The sequence below is a fragment of the Pseudomonas sp. TE3895 genome, assembly GCF_056278855.1.
The window spans coordinates 4015543-4031616 of sequence record NZ_JBWBQE010000001.1 but is presented as its reverse complement, the minus strand read 5'-3'; the positions used below and the strand labels follow the sequence as shown (position 1 = coordinate 4031616).

Annotated in this window: 14 protein-coding genes; 9 read left to right on the top strand and 5 right to left on the bottom strand. The window is 64.3% G+C overall.

The genetic code is table 11. The features are described from left to right. Positions 1–73: 73 nt before the first annotated feature. From ACZ889_RS18125 to ACZ889_RS18105, 5 genes are all read right to left on the bottom strand, one after another. Positions 74–679: a helix-turn-helix transcriptional regulator gene (locus tag ACZ889_RS18125; RefSeq protein ID WP_104887618.1), complete on the bottom strand. Its 606-nt coding sequence runs from the start codon at positions 677–679 to the stop codon at positions 74–76. A gap of 226 nt (positions 680–905) precedes the next feature. Beyond that, entirely contained in the window at positions 906–1349 is a 444-nt protein-coding gene (locus tag ACZ889_RS18120) for a GlcG/HbpS family heme-binding protein (RefSeq protein WP_104887619.1), read from the bottom strand. 2 nt (positions 1350–1351) lie between these two features. After that, positions 1352–2695 carry a metal-dependent hydrolase family protein gene (locus tag ACZ889_RS18115; RefSeq protein WP_104887620.1) on the bottom strand — a complete coding sequence of 448 codons (1344 nt, stop codon included), beginning with the start codon at positions 2693–2695 and terminating at the stop codon, positions 1352–1354. Between the two features lie 172 nt (positions 2696–2867). Continuing rightward, positions 2868–4025: an alpha/beta hydrolase family protein gene (locus ACZ889_RS18110; protein ID WP_104887621.1), complete on the bottom strand. Its 1158-nt coding sequence runs from the start codon at positions 4023–4025 to the stop codon at positions 2868–2870. Positions 4026–4206: 181 nt separating this feature from the next. After that, the gene (locus ACZ889_RS18105) at positions 4207–5145 is read right to left on the bottom strand and encodes a LysR family transcriptional regulator (RefSeq protein ID WP_104887622.1); all 939 of its coding nucleotides are present in this window, start codon (positions 5143–5145) and stop codon (positions 4207–4209) included. Positions 5146–5421: 276 nt separating this feature from the next. On the opposite strand from ACZ889_RS18105, the gene ACZ889_RS18100 reads away from it, so the two are divergent. From ACZ889_RS18100 to ACZ889_RS18060, 9 genes are all read left to right on the top strand, one after another. Next, positions 5422–6363, top strand: coding sequence for a VOC family protein (locus ACZ889_RS18100; protein WP_180690054.1), 942 nt, complete (start codon positions 5422–5424; stop codon positions 6361–6363). Positions 6364–6366: 3 nt separating this feature from the next. Further along, entirely contained in the window at positions 6367–6714 is a 348-nt protein-coding gene (locus ACZ889_RS18095; RefSeq protein ID WP_128573762.1) for a Rieske (2Fe-2S) protein, read from the top strand. Between the two features lie 139 nt (positions 6715–6853). Further along, complete coding sequence (locus ACZ889_RS18090; protein WP_476257649.1) at positions 6854–7978, top strand: FAD-dependent oxidoreductase; 1125 nt, start codon at positions 6854–6856, stop codon at positions 7976–7978. A gap of 86 nt (positions 7979–8064) precedes the next feature. Further along, the gene (locus tag ACZ889_RS18085) at positions 8065–9735 is read left to right on the top strand and encodes a DUF1302 domain-containing protein (RefSeq protein WP_476257648.1); all 1671 of its coding nucleotides are present in this window, start codon (positions 8065–8067) and stop codon (positions 9733–9735) included. 14 nt (positions 9736–9749) lie between these two features. Then, positions 9750–11117 carry a DUF1329 domain-containing protein gene (locus ACZ889_RS18080; RefSeq protein ID WP_180690056.1) on the top strand — a complete coding sequence of 456 codons (1368 nt, stop codon included), beginning with the start codon at positions 9750–9752 and terminating at the stop codon, positions 11115–11117. A 54-nt stretch (positions 11118–11171) separates the two neighbouring features. Further along, complete coding sequence (locus ACZ889_RS18075; protein ID WP_180690057.1) at positions 11172–12233, top strand: WD40/YVTN/BNR-like repeat-containing protein; 1062 nt, start codon at positions 11172–11174, stop codon at positions 12231–12233. 3 nt (positions 12234–12236) lie between these two features. After that, positions 12237–14726 carry an efflux RND transporter permease subunit gene (locus tag ACZ889_RS18070; protein WP_476257647.1) on the top strand — a complete coding sequence of 830 codons (2490 nt, stop codon included), beginning with the start codon at positions 12237–12239 and terminating at the stop codon, positions 14724–14726. Then, positions 14716–15906: an MFS transporter gene (locus ACZ889_RS18065; protein WP_476257646.1), complete on the top strand. Its 1191-nt coding sequence runs from the start codon at positions 14716–14718 to the stop codon at positions 15904–15906. Before ACZ889_RS18070 ends, ACZ889_RS18065 begins: the two co-directional genes overlap by 11 nt. Continuing rightward, entirely contained in the window at positions 15903–16067 is a 165-nt protein-coding gene (locus ACZ889_RS18060; protein ID WP_180690060.1) for a hypothetical protein, read from the top strand. Before ACZ889_RS18065 ends, ACZ889_RS18060 begins: the two co-directional genes overlap by 4 nt. Positions 16068–16074: the final 7 nt, after the last annotated feature.

The window sequence follows — 16074 nt, the reverse complement described above, 5'->3', positions numbered from 1 at the left end:
TGGATAATTTGTCCACCATAGAATAATATTCCACCAACAGCAAGAGCGTGTGCCTACAGCTAGGCAATACCGCCTAGGCCCTGACTTCCTTCAGGTATTTGTACACGGTGGCCCGCCCCATGCTGAGGACGTTGGCAACGTAATCGGCGCCGCTGCGCCCCTCGAATGCACCCTCGGCGTGTAAGGCCAGTACGAGGTTGCGCTTGTCTTTCATCTTCAAGGTCTGCAGCGACAGGTTATGCGCTTGCAGCCACGCTTGCAGGAAGGTGTTGATGCGCTCCTGCCAATCGTTGCGGAACAACGCATCCGGTTGCGGCTCCAGCCGACTCATCTGGAAGAATGCATCCAATGCCACACGCGCCTGTTCCAGCACCGACACGTTCAGATTGATGCACATCAGATACTCGGCTTCGCCTTGCGGATTATGCAGCACAGTGCTGATCGAGCGGACCTTCTGACCGTTCCAGTTGAGCTTCTCGTAGGGACCAAGGTTGGTACCCTTCAAAAGGTCACCCAGTTCTGAACCGAGTGCTGAATCATCGCCGAGCTTGCGATGTGAGAAATTATTGGCGATATGAACGATTGTCTGGCCGCGTATCTCATGAATGACGACTTCCGCGTGGGGGTACAGCAGCAGGGCAATGCTTTCAGCGATTGCCTGGTAATTTTCCAGTGTCATGCATTAGCCAATGATCTGTTGAAGAATGCCTATGGTGGCCCTGGAGAATACTGGGCACAAGACGGATCTTTACCGGGTCGGGATCAAGTCCTGGCTGCGAGCCGCTCGCCTCGGCCATTACTGCGTCAGCAGCATCCCAGGTCCTCCAGTGGCATCCGCAGCAGGGGAGCGACCTCGCCTTGGCCTGGCTCCGCCAATTGCTGGTGGAGCAGGCCAAGGCGTTGGCTCAGGGCTGAAGATCGCCGCTGTCGCCGATCAGCCCTAGCGCTTCGATAGCCAGCAGCGCGCACCGCTCATCGTTGTCCGAGGTATCGCCACTGACGCCGATGGCGCCCAGCAGGCGGCCTTCTGCATCGCGCAGAAGAACGCCGCCGGCGACCGGAATCACCTCGCCACCGGTGAGGCTGTTGATGGCATCGAAGAAGCCCGGCATGGTCTGGGCGCGGCGCGCCAGTTCGCGGCCGCCGAAGCCCAGGCCCAGGCAGCCGCGGGCCTTGCCGGTGGCGATCTGCGGGCGCAGGAAGCTGGCCTGCTCATCGCGCAGCACCGCCAACGGGTGGCCGGCGTTGTCGAGCACCGCTGCGGCCATAGGCTTGAGGTTCAAAGCGCGTGCCTGGTGCAGGGTCGCGACGGCCAGTTGCACTGCCAGTTCGAAGTTGAGCGTTGTCATGTTCACAGGCTCCATTTGCCGAGTTCGGACACGCGGTCGCGGGTGTAGAGGTCGGTCCATTTCAGCGAATTGAAGTCCGACACCTGCTTGGGGTTGTAGGCGGTGCGTTGCAGCCGTACCGGCTCGCCGGCCTTGTACACCGCCTGCAGCCGAGCGCGGTCTTGAAGGATGCGGATGTCGTCCAGGGGCGAACCGTCGAGCACCAGCAGGTCGGCCTGTTTGCCCGGTTCCAGGGTGCCGAGCGTCTCGCCGCGCGGCATCAAGCGTGCGCCGACATGGGTTGCGGCGAATAATGCTTCGGCCGGGGTGAAGTCCAGGTGCCGTACCAGCAGCTCCAGTTCACGAGCGTGCCATTCGCCATAGGGTGTCACAGCAAAGCCGCTGTCGCTGCCGCAGGCGAAGGGTACGCCGGCGGCCTTGGCGCGCTTGAGTACCGGCGCGCCGAGCTCGAGGGTCCGGGCGCAGTAGGCGGCGTAGCCGGTGCTGTTCGCGGGGTCATGGGGCTGGCAGAAGTCCACGGTGTTTTGCGGGAAGGTCATGGTCGGAGCGAGCACGCTGCCAGCCTCAAGCAGCGCTTCGATGCAGGCGTCATCCATGTAGAAGGCGTGGAACACCAGGTCGACGCCAGCCTTGGCCGCGTACATCACCGCTTCTCGGCCATAGGCGTGGGTAGCCACACGGCAGCCGAGGCGATGAGCTTCGTAGACCATCTCACGGGTCTCGTCGGCGGTGAAAGCGGCGATGATTTCGCCGTTGGGGCGACGGTGGGTGCCGTCCATGGCAATCTTGATCAGGTCCACGCCGTCCTTGGCCTGCTTGCGGATCTGGGCAATGGCATCGTCACGGCTGGTGACCAGCGCGGCGGTGAAGTACTCAGGGGCGCCGACGCGGCTGGGGAACCAGTCGTTCAGGCTCTGTCGATTGGTGATCACTCGACTGCTTGCAGCGATACGGGGGCCTTCGAACAGTCCGGCGTTGACCGTATTGCGCACGGCAATGCTGAGTTGGCCACTGTCGCCAGGGCAGACCATGGACGTCACGCCGGCAGCCAGAACGTGCTGAGCGAAGAACAGCCCCCGCAGGGCGCGAAACTCGTCGCTGGTCCAGATGTCGATGTCTTCCTCGCTCTGGGCATTGCCAAACGCCAGGTGGGTGTGCACGTCCACCAGCCCGGGCATGACGAACTGGCCGTGGGCTTCACGGTCGCCGGGTTGCGGACGGGGTGCCTCGGCGGATGGCCCGACATGGCGGATCACGCCGCCTTCGATGATCAATGTCTGTCGTTGGCGGGTGTGCAGGCCAGTACCGTCGAACAGGGTAGAGCAGTGCAGGTGCAGGGCACTCATTGGTGAGCTCTCTCATCGTGAGGGTGGTGCAAGGCTAGGCCGTGGTGACTGCCCAGCACCAACAGATGCTATTGATGGCCAGGTATCGATGGCATCGATACCTGGCGCTCTCTGGCGCAGAAACGAGAACGGCGCCAATCGGCGCCGTCGGAGCCAGGGCCGGCAGCGCCGATCAGGCCGTGTGGCCGCCAAGGGTTTCGGCGATCCAGTCGGCGATGTAGTGCCCGGCATTGATGCTGTTGTCGAAGCTCGAATGCTGCACGCCACCTTCACGGTCAGTGAAAATCTTCAGTTCGCGTTTCGGGCTGTTGACCAGTTGTTCGTAGGTGCGGTGTGCCCATTTGAGCGGGATCTGCGAGTCTTTCTCGCCGTGGGTGACCAGGAACGGTACGCGGATACGGTCGAGGACACCGTCGAGGTGTACGTTTTCGGCGATGCGCATGAAGTCGTCCAGGTCCTTCGCCCCCCAGACCCATTGCACGTGCGCCCAGTAGTGCGGCACCGGGAAGTTGCCTTCCTTCTCCAGGCGACGCTTCTGCACGTCGCGCCAGTCGTGGTTGGCGCCCCACACCACGCCGCAAGCAAAGCGCGGTTCGAACGCCACTGCGCGCGGACAGTAGTAGCCGCCCAGGGAAACGCCTTCCAGGCCGATGCGCCTGGCATCGACATCAGGGCGGGTTTCCAGCCAGTCCACTATGCGGCTGGCCCAGTGTTCGCTGTCATGGCGTGCCGTCATGCCGTGGAGGCGAAGCGCTTCGCCGGTGCCGGGCTGGTCGACAATCAGCGACGACACGCCTCGCCTGGCCAGCCAGGCAGGCAGGCCGACGCGGTATTTCATTTCCTTGGTCGAATCCAGCCCGTTGACTTGCACCAGCAGCGGTGCCGGGCCACTCACGCCTTCTGCGCGCACCAGCAGTCCCGAGAGGTGCTTGCCTTCATACGGGATCTCTACGCGCTCACAGTTCTCCTTGGCCAAATCGATGCCGCGGGCGAAGGTTTCGAGGAAGCGCTGATACAAGGCTGCACGACCCGGCGCGCCGTGGGCCTGCAAGCGTTCGCAGGTGAGGTAGTAGGTGGCCGCGCGGTTGTATTTTTCGCCGGCGGACAAGCGTCGGCCGGCGGTTTCGTCTTCTTCGGCCAAGCCGCACAGCTTGTCGGCCATGGTCGACCATATTTCCCGGAAGGCCTGGGTGCCGGCGGCGTCGGGCTGTTTGGCGGCTTCCTGCAGCGGTGCGCACATTTCCTCGATTTCACCCATGCGGGCACCCATTTCGATGGCCAGGTCCACCGAGAGGTTCCAGACGTAATTGGTGGGGAAGTAACGGAACATTCTTGTTGTCCTTCTGCGGTCGTGGAGTCCGGCGCCCAATTGAGCGACAGGCAGGCAGGGCGCGGTTTGAAGGCAAGGTACGCAGGCAGGGCAGGGTGGGGCCAATCGTGATCAGGGATGCGAGGTATCGCGAAACGCGATGCCCCAGCACCGTTGCGGTGTCTGGGGCGATGGCCGCCGCTCAGGCGGTGGCGCGCAGAGCATCTGGCTGCGTGCTGGCGCACTGAATGACATCGCTGATGCGCTCGCGCAGCCATCTGTGCATGGGGTCGCCGTCCATGCTGCGGTGCCACAGCATGAATTCGCGCATAACCGGGATCTTCACTGGCGGTGGCAACAGGCGCAGCGGCAGGTAGCCGGCATAGAGTTCGGCCAGTCGGCGGTGCATGGTAGCGATCCGCACGGTGCCCACCAACAACTGGGGCAGGGTGTTGAAGTCGTTGGTGATGACTTCCAGCCGCCGATTGAAGCCGTACTGGTTCATGAACCAGTCCTCGATGCTCAAGTGGCGGTTGCGGCCAAAGCCCACCGAAATGTGGCCCATCTGCATGTACTGCTCAAGTGTCAGATGCTCGCCCACCTCGGGGTTGTCGCGCCACACCACGCAGACATGATCTTCCTCGAACAGCAGCTGCGCCGGATGGCCTTCGATGAGGTAGCGCTCGGGCACGATCATCATGTCGACCTCGCCTCGCATCAGCAATTCGGCGCTACTGTCGCCTGGGCCGATCATCTCGAAGGTAATGTGCGGCGCCTCCTGATGGATTTTCTGGATGACCTGAGCGAATACCACACTGATCAGGTAGTCCGAGGTCACCAGGCGGAAGTGTCGCTTGCTGGCGGCCGGATCGAACACCGGCTTGGCCGTTATCGAGGCGCGAATGGTCAGTAGCACCTCGCGTACCGGTTTGGCCAGTTCCAGAGCATAGGGGGTGGGCTGCATCTTGCGGCCGACCTGCACCAGCAACTCATCCTCGAAAAACGTTCGCAAACGCCCCAGCACTCCACTGGTGGCCGATTGAGTCATGTGCAGGCGCTCGGCGGCGCGTGTGATGTTTTGCTCCTCGAGCAGGATGTCCAGGGCAACCAGCAGGTTCAAGTCCAGGTGGTGAAAGCGCATGGTGATAGCTCTCGGTTCTTGTAGTTATTTTCGCGATACCTTCCCGCTGCATTGCCGCTACGTCAAGACCTGCAAGCCACGATACCGAGCCAACGCCACAGCACATGGGCTGTGGCCCAGGTATCGCGATTGCCGATGCCTCGCATTCTGACTCGCGATTGGTCACGCCACCCCGCCACCGAGCAACCTGCACGCCAGTCGTACGGCCGACGTGCCGCCGCGACCCATTACCGGTGACCTGCCTCGCCGAATAACAATTTCAATGGAGTGGTAGCCATGAATATTCTTGGTCTCGACGCGCTGGTGTTTGGCGTCGACGATATCCAGGCCTGTGCCGATTGCCTGCGTGACTATGGCCTCGATGCTGTTCAACTGGACGGCGACGGTGGCCGTTTCGAGGCGCTGGACGGCACCTCGATCATTATCCGCCGCGGCGACGACCCTGGCTTGCCGCCGGCGCTCGGGCCGACCCCATCGCTGCGCGAGACCGTTTACGGCGTCGCTTCGAGCACCGATCTGGCGGCCATCGCCGACGAACTGGGCCGTGATCGCGAAGTACGGCGCGACGCCAGCGGCGCGTTGCACACCTTCGACGACCTGGGCTTTGCCATTGCCTTCCAGGTGACCTGCCGTCGCCCCTTCGACGCGCCGGCCGACCTTACCAACGCCCCCGGTAGCGCACCGCAGCGCCCGATCAACCAGCTCGGCATTGCCCCGGACATGTCGGCGTTGCCGCGCACCTTGTCCCACGTGGTGTACTTCGTACCCGATGCGGCCAAGGGTGAAGCGTTCTACCGCGATCGCCTGGGCTTCGTCACCACTGACAGCTTCATCGGCGTCGGCCCGTTCATGCGCACCGCCGCCATGGATGATCACCACTGCCTGTTCATGATCCAGACCCCACCCCACATGCAGGGTTGCGAGCACTTCACCTTCCATATGGGCAGCGGCACCGAGGTCCTGCTGGCCGGTACGCGTTTCCAGCAGCAAGGCTGGACCAGCTTCTGGGGCCCGGGCCGACACCTGCTGGGTTCCAACTGGTTCTGGTACTTCAACAGCCCGCTGGGCTGCCACATCGAGTACGACGCCGACATGGACAAGCACGATGACGCATGGGCGGCGCGTCAGGCGCCGATGTCGGCCGACAACTCGCAGCTGTTCCTGTTCGCCTCGCGGGAGAAATGGGCACCCAGCGGCCCGCCTGCGAAGCAGGGTTGAAACATGGCGTGGGTGGAGCTGTGCCGGCTCGATGAGCTGGGCGAGGGTCACGCGCGCGGTTTCGACCCACAGGGCAGGGGCGCGGACAGCCTGTTCGCCCTGCGGTACCTGGGCCAGGTACGCGTCTACCGCAACCTGTGCCCGCATTTGATGGTGCCCCTGGAGTACCGCAAGAACCGCTTTTTGAGCGCCGATGGCCAGTGGATCGTCTGCTACGCCCACGGTGCGCGCTTCATGCCCGAAGACGGCACTTGCGTTCACGGCCCCTGCCGAGGCGAAGCCTTGGAGGCACTCGATCACAAGGAAGCGGACGGCTGGCTGCTATTGCCGCTGGAGCAGCTCGATCGCTGACCTATCGCGCCGCGCGATAGGTCGCATCCCGCGACGCGATTGGTCATGGACCGGCGCAGGCGGGAAGCTGTGCATAGGCACAGGAAACGGCCGCCCCGCATGACGGGGCGCACAACAAGAACAAAACGTGAGACATGCCATGGATACTGTGAACAACGTGTTGATCGTGGGCGGCGGAATTGGCGGGCTGTGTGCCGCCATCGCCTTGCGCCGCAAGGGCGTCGCCGTCGATCTGGTCGAGCTGAAAACCGAGTGGACCGTCTACGGCGTCGGCATCATTCAACAGAGCAATGTGGTGCGCGAGATGCACCGGCTGGGCCTGCTCGAAGCCTACCTTGATGCCGCCTACTCCTTCGAGGACGTGGCCATCTATACCACCGAAGGGCAGCAACTGGCGCGCATCCCTGGCCAGCGCCTGGCCGGTCCGCAGTATCCGGCCAATGTGGGTATCTCGCGCCGCGCCCTGCACAAGGTGTTGAGCGAAACTGCCATCGAACTGGGCACCCAGGTGCGCCTGGGCACCTCGGTGGAAAGTTTCGAGCAAGACGACAGCGCAGTGGACGTGCTGTTCACCGATGGCAGCCAGGGGCGCTACGGTCTGATGGTCGGCGCCGACGGGGTGTTCTCGAAAGTCCGCAGCGTGCTGTTCGGTGATCGTTATCAGCCGCGTTTCACCGGGCAGTCGGTGTGGCGCTACAACTTCCCGCGTGCGGCAGGTATCGACCACCTTGCCAACTACCAAGGGCCCTCTGGCAACGCGGGTCTGGTCCCGCTGGCCGATGACCTGATGTACCTCTTCACCACCTCCCACGAGCCGGGCAACCCCTGGATGGAACCGGCCGCTTTGGCTGATGGCCTTCGCCAGCGCCTGGCCGGTTTCGGCGGGCTGATCGGCGAATTGCGCGAGCAGATCGTCGACAACGCCGGGGTCGTTTACAAGCCGCTTGAAGCGGTGTTTGTCGACGAACCCTGGTACTGCGGTCGAGTGCTGCTGATCGGGGATGCCGCCCATGCCACCACGCCACACCTGGGGCAGGGTGCAGGCATGGCCATTGAGGACGCCGTGGTGCTCGCCGAAGAACTCACCGCGGGTGGCAGCCTCGACGCGCAATTGCAGCGTTTCATGGGCCGGCGTTTCGAGCGCTGCAAGTTCATCAGCGAAATGTCCCTGCTGGCAGGTGTGAAGGAGATCCAGCGCGATCCTTCCTTCGACCGCATCGGCCTGGTCAAGCGCATGCTGGAGGTCACTGCGCAGCCGATCTGACTCCCCGTACCCGGCACGCCCTGCCTTGTCGGCGCGCCGGCCCTATGCCAACACCGACGCACAATAAAAAGAAAGAGGAAACCCCGATGTTGACTCGCAAAGGTGCATTCACACGGCCGTTACCGGCGCTCAAGCCCCTCAGCCTGGCGCTTGTCGCGCTGGCCGCAAGCCAGGCCCAGGCCTTCGAATTCGATACCGGCAACCCCGACCTGCGGGTGCGCTGGGACAATACCCTGAAATACAGCGCCGCCTGGCGTACACAGGACGCGAGCAGCAAGCTCACCGAAGGGCAGACCGCGCTGAACCTGGACGACGGTGACCGCAACTTCGACAAAGGCCTGATCTCCAACCGCCTCGACCTGCTGTCGGAACTGGACATTACTTACAACAACGTCGGCGCACGGGTCAGCGGCGCGGCCTGGTACGACGATGTCTACAACCAAGGGACTGACAACAACGACCCTGGCCGTGCCAACAGTTATTCGGTCGACTACGACGCGTTCACCGACGACACGCGCAAGCTGCATGGGCGCAAGGGCGAGCTGCTCGACGCCTTTATCTTCGGCAAGACCGAGATCGGCGACATGCCGCTGTCCGGCCGTTTGGGTCAATACGCCATGCAGTGGGGCGAGAGCCTGTTCTTTGGCATGAACGGCATTGCTGGCGGCATGGCTCCGGTGGACGTGGTCAAGGGGCTGTCGGTACCCAACACGCAGTTCAAGGAACTGATCCGTCCGGTACAGCAGATTTCCGGACAACTCCAACTGACGCCGGATGTGTCGGTGGGGGCCTATTACCAGTTCGAGTGGGAGGCCAACCGCCTGCCGGCAGCGGGCAGCTATTTCTCCACAGACGACTTCTTCGGTGATGGCGCCGAGCGCATGTTCGTCGGCGCGCCGGTGTTCCCCGGTGGCCAACCTCTGGCGTTCTTCCACGGCAACGACAAGCAAGCCAAGGACTCAGGGCAGGGCGGCATGCAGGTGCGCTGGCGCACCGAGACGGTCGACTGGGGCCTGTACGCCATCCGCTTCCACGACAAGTCGCCGCAGCTCAATGTACGCCCGAACTTCGCCAACCTCGACCCGGTCAGCGGCAAGGCCGGCGAGTTCTACTGGGTGTATCCCGAGGGTATCGAGGCGTTCGGTGCGAGCTTCTCCACCACCGTTGGCAACTTCAACCTCGCCGGTGAGTTGTCAACGCGCTGGAACCAGCCGTTGGCCTCGACCAACCAGCATGCGTTGGCCGTGGGCGAGGCGATCGACAATGACGATAACCCGGTTTACGCCGCCGGCCGCACGCTGCACGCCAACTTCTCCTGGCTTGCCAGCCTGGAGCCGAACTTCATCGCTGCCGAGTCGAGCTTCCTCGGCGAAATCGCCTGGAACCGGGTGATGAGCGTGAGCAAGAACGCCGATGCCGTTGACCCTAACGCCGACCGTGACGCCACCAGCCTGCGCCTGGTGTTCGAACCGATGTACCGGCAGATCTTACCGGGTCTCGACCTGTCGGTGCCGATCGGCGCGAGCTACACCAACGGCGCGTCCATGGCGCTGGGCACCGGTTTTGGCACCGATCATGGCGGTGACCTGAACATCGGCCTGAAAGGCAACTACCTCAACACCTGGAGTTTGGGCCTGACCTACACGCACTACTACGGCCCGGAGAACACCTTCCTCGACGCCGATAACCACTACACCTTCGAACAGTCGCTCAAAGACCGCGACTTCATCGCCTTCACTGTCAGCCGCACCTTCTGACCGAGGACCACCCGATGAAACACAATAATAAAGTCGTTTCCCTGCTCACTGCCCTGAGTGCCTCGCTGCTATTGGCCCACGGCGCCGTTGCCGCAGTGCCCGCCGAGCAGGCGGCCATGCTCAAGACCAGCCTGACCCCGCTCGGTGGCGAGCGGGCCGGCAATGCGGATGGCAGCATTCCTGCCTGGACCGGTGGCTACATCCAGGCCGACCCGGCCTATAAGGAAGGCGGCAAGCGTGGCGATCCGTTCGCCAGCGACAAGCGGCTGTTGAGCATCACCGCGCAGAACATGGCGCAGTATGCCGACAAGCTGACGCCGGGCATCCAGGCCATGCTGAAGAAGTACCCGGACAGCTATCGTCTCGACGTCTACCCGACACGCCGCAGCGCTGCCGCTCCGCAGTCGGTGTACGACGCCACCCTCGCCAACGCCACCAGCGGCAAGCTGGTGGACGGCCCCGCCGGCCCCATGCCCGAAGGCGCATCCGGCGGCATCCCGTTCCCGATCCCGGCCAATGGCGTGGAAGCCATGTGGAACCACCTGCTGCGTTGGCGGGGTGCGTCCTGGCACGCCAGCTTCAATCAGTACCTGACCACCGCCGACGGCAAGCACGTGCTCACCAATGACTCGCGGGCCGATTTGCAGATGCCCTGGTACCTGCCCGGTGGCAGTGGCGACAAGGGTGTGTTCTGGTCCATCCGCATGACCAACGACGGCCCGCCCCTGCGTGCCGGGGAGGCCATTACCGGCCTTGAGAACCTCAACGCCGACAAAGCTGCGGTCTGGACCTACCTGCCTGGCCAGCGCCGTGTGCGTCGCCTGCCCAACGCCTGCTGCGACACGCCGACCCCGGCCACCGCCGGCGTCATGAGCTTCGATGAGCTGTACGTGTTCAACGGTCGTCTCGACCGCTTCGACTGGAAGCTGGTGGGCAAGAAGGAGATGTACATCCCCTACAACGCCAACAAGGTGTTCACCGCCAGCAACGCCGAGGCGCTGCTGGCTCCCCATCACCTGAACGCCGACGCCATCCGCTGGGAGCTGCACCGTGTGTGGGTGGTGGAGGCGACGCTGAAGAATGGCCAGCGCCATGTGATGCCGCGTAGCACCTACTACCTCGACGAAGACACCTGGGCTGCCGTGCTGGGCGAGCGCTATGACGCCCGCAACCAGTTGGCCAAGGTGGTCTGGACCTCGCCGGTGGTGCTGCCTGACCTGCCGGGCGTGGTGACCTTGACCAACGGCTTCTACGACCTGCTCTCCGGTGCCTGGTTCGCCGGTGACCTGTTCGCAGGCAAGAACGAACAGTACCGCATCGTGCCGCCCTACAAGGACTCGGTGTTCACCGCCGACGCCATGGCCGGCGAGGGTGTGCGCTGAGCAGGCGCGCTGCGCAGGTGCTGTACCGACTCTAAGAACAAAAGGTTGCGTGCGATGAACAAGATGCTCTACGGCTGGCTGCTGGCAGCCTGTTGCGGGCTGCCGCCGGCGTTCGCCGGTGACAGCGTGGATGTGCTCGCGCAGCCCGCGCTGCACGGCCCCCAGGCCCTGCGTGCGGTGTTGCAGGATGTGGCCCGGGCCGATGCACGCCTGGTCGCGGTGGGTGAACGTGGCGTGGTACTGCTGTCCGATGACAATGGTGCCACCTGGCGCCAGGCCACTGCCGTGCCGGTGAGTGTCAGCCTGACCGCCGTGCAGTTCATCGACGCCCGCAACGGCTGGGCAGTCGGCCATGCCGGCGTGGTCTTGCACAGCCAGGACGGTGGTGAGCACTGGAGCGTGCAGCTCGACGGCAAGCGCGCCGCCGCCCTGGAGGTGCAGGCAGCCGAGGCTGCCGCAGACGAGCGTCGCATGGCGGCGGCGCAACGGCTGCTGGCTGACGGCGCGGACAAGCCGTTGTTGGCCCTGAATTTCACCGATGCCCGCAACGGCCTGGTCGTGGGTGCCTACGGGCTGGCCATGCGCACCGCCGACGGCGGGCGCAGCTGGCAGTCGGAGATCGGCCGACTGCCGAACGGGCGTGGACTGCACCTGTATGCCCTGGCGCGCCAAGGCAACCAGGTGTACATCGCCGGCGAGCAGGGCCTGCTGCTTCGCTCGCGTGATGGCGGTGAGCATTACGAGGCGCTGCACGGGCCCTACGATGGCAGCTACTTCGCCGCCACCGTGTTGCCTGATGGCCGTCTGCTGCTCGGCGGCCTGCGCGGTTCGCTGTTCGCCTCTGACGACGGTGGCGACAGTTTCCAGGCGCTAGCCAACCCGATCCCGGCATCGATCAACGGCCTGCGCGTCGCCGGTGGCCAGTTGTTGCTCGCCAACCAGGCAGGGATGCTCCTGCGCAGCGGCCTCGGCGCCTTTGTCGCCCAGCCCGTGGCGGTCTCCGATGGCCTGCCACTGACCGCCGCTACCACCGCCGCCGATGGCTCCATCGTCGCCGTCGGCATGGCCGGTGCGCGCCGCCTGGAACCTTCCTCTCTTTCCACCACGACGGACTGAACCATGCACGTCATGAATTCATCTGCGCCTTCCAGCGGCCATCTCGACGACTTCGACAGCGCGTCCGGCTCGCTGCTGGAACGTGCGCTCTTCAACCACCGTGTGCTGGTGTTGCTGCTGTGCCTGGCGGCGACCTTGCTGCTCGGCTGGCAGGCCTCGCGCCTGACCCTCAATGCCAGCTTCGAGAAGATGATCCCGCGCGATCATCCGTTCATCCACAACTATCTGGAGCACCGCCAGGAACTCGCCGGCCTGGGCAACGCGGTGCGCATCGCCGTGGCCAATCCGCGCGGTAGCATCTACGACAAGGACTACCTGCACAGCCTGCAGCAGCTCAACGACGCGGTATACCTGCTGCCTGGCGTCGACCGTGCGGCGATGAAGTCGCTGTGGACGCCGTCCACCCGCTGGACCGGAGTCACCGAGGAGGGCCTGGAAGGTGGCCCGGTGGTGCCCGACGGCTACGATGGCGCTGCCGCTAGCCTGGAAGCGCTCAAGCGCAACGTGGAACGCTCCAACGAGATTGGTCAACTTGTGGCCTTCGACCAGCGTTCGAGCATTGTCTACGTGCCGCTGCTGGAGAAGACCCCGGACGGCCAGGCCCTCGACTACACGGCCTTCGCCCATGAGCTGGAAACCCTGCGCGAGCGCTTCCAGGCGCAGGGGGTGGAGATCCACATCACCGGTTTCGCCAAGGTCGTCGGCGACCTCATGGACGGCCTGCGGCAGATCCTGCTGTTCTTTGCCGCCGCCATTGCCATCACCGCCGCCGTGCTGTACTGGTACACCCGCTGTGTGCGCAGCACCGCGCTGGTCGTGGTGTGTTCGCTGGTGGCAGTGATCTGGCAGCTCGGCCTGCTGCCACTGCTGGGTTACGCGCTCGACCCCTATTCGGTGCTGGTACCGTTCCTGGTGTTCGCCATTGGCATGAGCCATGGCGCCCAGAAGATGAACGGCATCATGCAGGACATCGGCCGCGGTATGCATCGCCTTGTGGCAGCGCGGTTCACCTTCCGCCGGTTATTTCTGGCCGGGCTCACCGCGCTGCTATGCGATGCGGTCGGTTTTGCCGTGCTCATGATCATTCAGATACAGGTGATCCAGGACCTGGCCGTCATCGCCAGCCTGGGCGTGGCGGTGCTGATCTTCACCAACCTGATTCTGCTGCCGGTGCTGCTCTCCTACGTGGGCGTCAGTGCCCGTGCGGCGCGGCGCAGCCTGCGCGCTGAAGAGGCCGAGGCCAGCGGAGCGGGCAAGCATGCGGTGTGGCGCTTCCTCGACCTGTTCACCCGCCGGCGCTGGGCGGCGGCGTGCATCGCAGTCGCTGCGCTGATGGCTGCCGGGGGCTACGCCGTGAGCCTGCACCTGAAGGTTGGCGACCTCGACGCCGGCGCTCCCGAGCTGCGCGCCGATTCGCGCTACAACCGCGACAATGCCTTCGTCACCCGGCACTACGGCGCCAGCAGCGATGTGTTCGCGGTGATGGTGCGCACCGCCCCCGGTGGCTGTTCGGCCTACGGCACCTTGAAACACGTGGATGACCTCGACTGGCAACTGCGTGGCCTGCAGGGCGTGGACTCGACAAACTCGTTGGCGTTGCTCAACCGCCGGGTGCTGGTCGGCCTCTCCGAAGGCAGCCCGAAGTGGTATGACCTGGTCAACAACCAGGCGACCCTGAACATGGTCACCGCCGGTGCCCCGCGCGGGCTGTACAACGACGACTGCAGCCTGCTGACGCTCTATGCCTACCTGAACGATCACAAGGCCGACACCCTGGCGCGGGTGGTCGACAGCGTCCAGGCGTTTGCCCAGGCCAACGACAGCGAGCAGGCCAGCTTCCTCATGGCTGCCGGCAGTGCAGGCATCGAGGCTGCCACCAACCAGGTGGTCAAGCAGGCCAACCGCGACATGCTCTGGTGGGTCTACGGCGCGGTGATCGTGCTCTGCCTGGTGACCTTCCGCTCCTGGCGCGCGGTGCTCTGCGCGGTGCTGCCACTGGTACTCACCTCGATCCTCTGCGAAGCGCTGATGGTGGCGCTGGGTATTGGCGTGAAGGTGGCGACCCTGCCGGTGATCGCCCTTGGGGTCGGCATCGGCGTGGACTACGCGCTGTATGTGATGAGCATCGTGCTGGCCCAGCTGCGCCAAGGCGCGAGCCTGTCCCAGGCGTATTACCGCGCGCTGCTGTTCACCGGCAAGGTGGTCATGCTCACCGGTATCACCCTGGCCATCGGCGTTGGTACCTGGATCTTCTCGCCGATCAAGTTCCAGGCCGACATGGGCGTGCTGCTGGCATTCATGTTCGTCTGGAACATGGTCGGCGCATTGATCCTGCTGCCGGCGTTGGCCTACTTCCTGTTGCCGCACCGCAAGGCCTGTACCGAGCAGCTGGCATTGCCGGCGCATAAGCACACAAGGCGCGAGCACAGCAGCGGGATGCTGGAGCAGGGCGCCAGTTTTCGCCCACTGGAGGAGGTGAGCCATGGCCGCTGAACGCACCGCCGGAAGCGCCCAGGCTGCCTTGCTGCTGTTCGGCAGTTGCCTGCCCGTCCTGGGGGCGGTGCTCATCGCACCGGTGCTACCCCGCATGCACGCGCATTTTGCCGAGACGCCGGGCGTGGCCGTGCTGGTGCCGGTGGCCCTGACGTTGCCGGCACTGGTCATAGCCTTGTTGGCGCCGCTGGCCGGGGTGTTGGCAGACCGAGTGGGGCGGCGAGCACTGCTGCTGGCGAGCATGTTGCTCTACAGCCTGTGCGGTTTGCTGCCGTTGTGGCTGGATTCGCTGGTGCTGATTGTCGCCAGCCGCGCCGGCATCGGCTTGGCCGAAGCCGGCATCATGACCTGTTGCACCACGCTGATGGGTGACTACTTCGACGGCCAGCGCCGGGCGCGGTTGTTCGCTTTGCAGATGGTGGTCACCTCGTTGGCGGCGGCGTTGTTCATGGGCGTGGGCGGTGCGCTGGGGGAAAGCGACTGGCGTACCCCGTTCACCCTCTATGCGGTGGGTGCGCTGTGCCTGCCCTTAATGGCCCTGCTGTTGTGGGAGCCGCGTGCCTGCCAGACCGCCAGCGAAGCCAACGTCGATTCACGTTTCCCATGGGCGGCCCTGACGCCGTTATACCTGCTCACCATGCTGGCTGGCGTCAGCCTGTTCATCGTCCCGGTACAGGCCGGTTACGTGCTGCAGTTACTGCACATAGATGCGCCCCGTCAGGTCGGCCTGGCCATGGGCGCCAACCAGCTCGGCGTGTTGGCCGGCGCACTGGCTTTTCGCTTACTGGCGCGCTTGCCGGCTGGGCGGTTGCTGGCCTTGGGCTTTGCCACGGCGGGGCTCGGTGGCGGCCTGATGGCGCTGGCGAGCAGCCACGCGCCAGTGGTGCTGGCGGTGCTGATCAACGGCCTGGGTGTTGGGCTGTTGCTGCCGACGCTGATCACCCTGGTGATGCAGCAGGTTGGCTTCGATCAGCGCGGCCGTGCCACGGGTGGGTTCACTTCGGCGATTTTCGCGGGTGAGTTCGTCAGTCCATTGATCGTCCTGGCATTGACCGCTGGTGTGGCTACGCAACTGCCGCATGCACTGCTGCTGGTCGCCATCGGACAACTGCTACTGGCGCCTGTGTGCCTGTCCTTGATGCGCCACCGGCGCGCGGTGACGGTGGCAGGTGCACGATGAACGAACTTTTCCTTGGCGGGCGAGCCGGTGCCACTCGCTCTCTGCGCAGCGCCATGTGGCTGACCAGCACGCAGCTACCGGCCATGGCTAAAGGCGCAGCGTTCATCAGCGGACAGAATCTTATTGTCGACGGTGGCTCGACCATCGGCGACGGCAATTGAAAGGAGA

Coding starts and splice junctions, on each gene's coding strand:
- ACZ889_RS18125 (WP_104887618.1), bottom strand. CDS start 679: ATGACACTGGAAAATTACCAGGCAATCGCTGAAAGCATTGCCCTGCTG.
- ACZ889_RS18120 (WP_104887619.1), bottom strand. CDS start 1,349: ATGACAACGCTCAACTTCGAACTGGCAGTGCAACTGGCCGTCGCGACC.
- ACZ889_RS18115 (WP_104887620.1), bottom strand. CDS start 2,695: ATGAGTGCCCTGCACCTGCACTGCTCTACCCTGTTCGACGGTACTGGC.
- ACZ889_RS18110 (WP_104887621.1), bottom strand. CDS start 4,025: ATGTTCCGTTACTTCCCCACCAATTACGTCTGGAACCTCTCGGTGGAC.
- ACZ889_RS18105 (WP_104887622.1), bottom strand. CDS start 5,145: ATGCGCTTTCACCACCTGGACTTGAACCTGCTGGTTGCCCTGGACATC.
- ACZ889_RS18100 (WP_180690054.1), top strand. CDS start 5,422: ATGAATATTCTTGGTCTCGACGCGCTGGTGTTTGGCGTCGACGATATC.
- ACZ889_RS18095 (WP_128573762.1), top strand. CDS start 6,367: ATGGCGTGGGTGGAGCTGTGCCGGCTCGATGAGCTGGGCGAGGGTCAC.
- ACZ889_RS18090 (WP_476257649.1), top strand. CDS start 6,854: ATGGATACTGTGAACAACGTGTTGATCGTGGGCGGCGGAATTGGCGGG.
- ACZ889_RS18085 (WP_476257648.1), top strand. CDS start 8,065: ATGTTGACTCGCAAAGGTGCATTCACACGGCCGTTACCGGCGCTCAAG.
- ACZ889_RS18080 (WP_180690056.1), top strand. CDS start 9,750: ATGAAACACAATAATAAAGTCGTTTCCCTGCTCACTGCCCTGAGTGCC.
- ACZ889_RS18075 (WP_180690057.1), top strand. CDS start 11,172: ATGAACAAGATGCTCTACGGCTGGCTGCTGGCAGCCTGTTGCGGGCTG.
- ACZ889_RS18070 (WP_476257647.1), top strand. CDS start 12,237: ATGCACGTCATGAATTCATCTGCGCCTTCCAGCGGCCATCTCGACGAC.
- ACZ889_RS18065 (WP_476257646.1), top strand. CDS start 14,716: ATGGCCGCTGAACGCACCGCCGGAAGCGCCCAGGCTGCCTTGCTGCTG.
- ACZ889_RS18060 (WP_180690060.1), top strand. CDS start 15,903: ATGAACGAACTTTTCCTTGGCGGGCGAGCCGGTGCCACTCGCTCTCTG.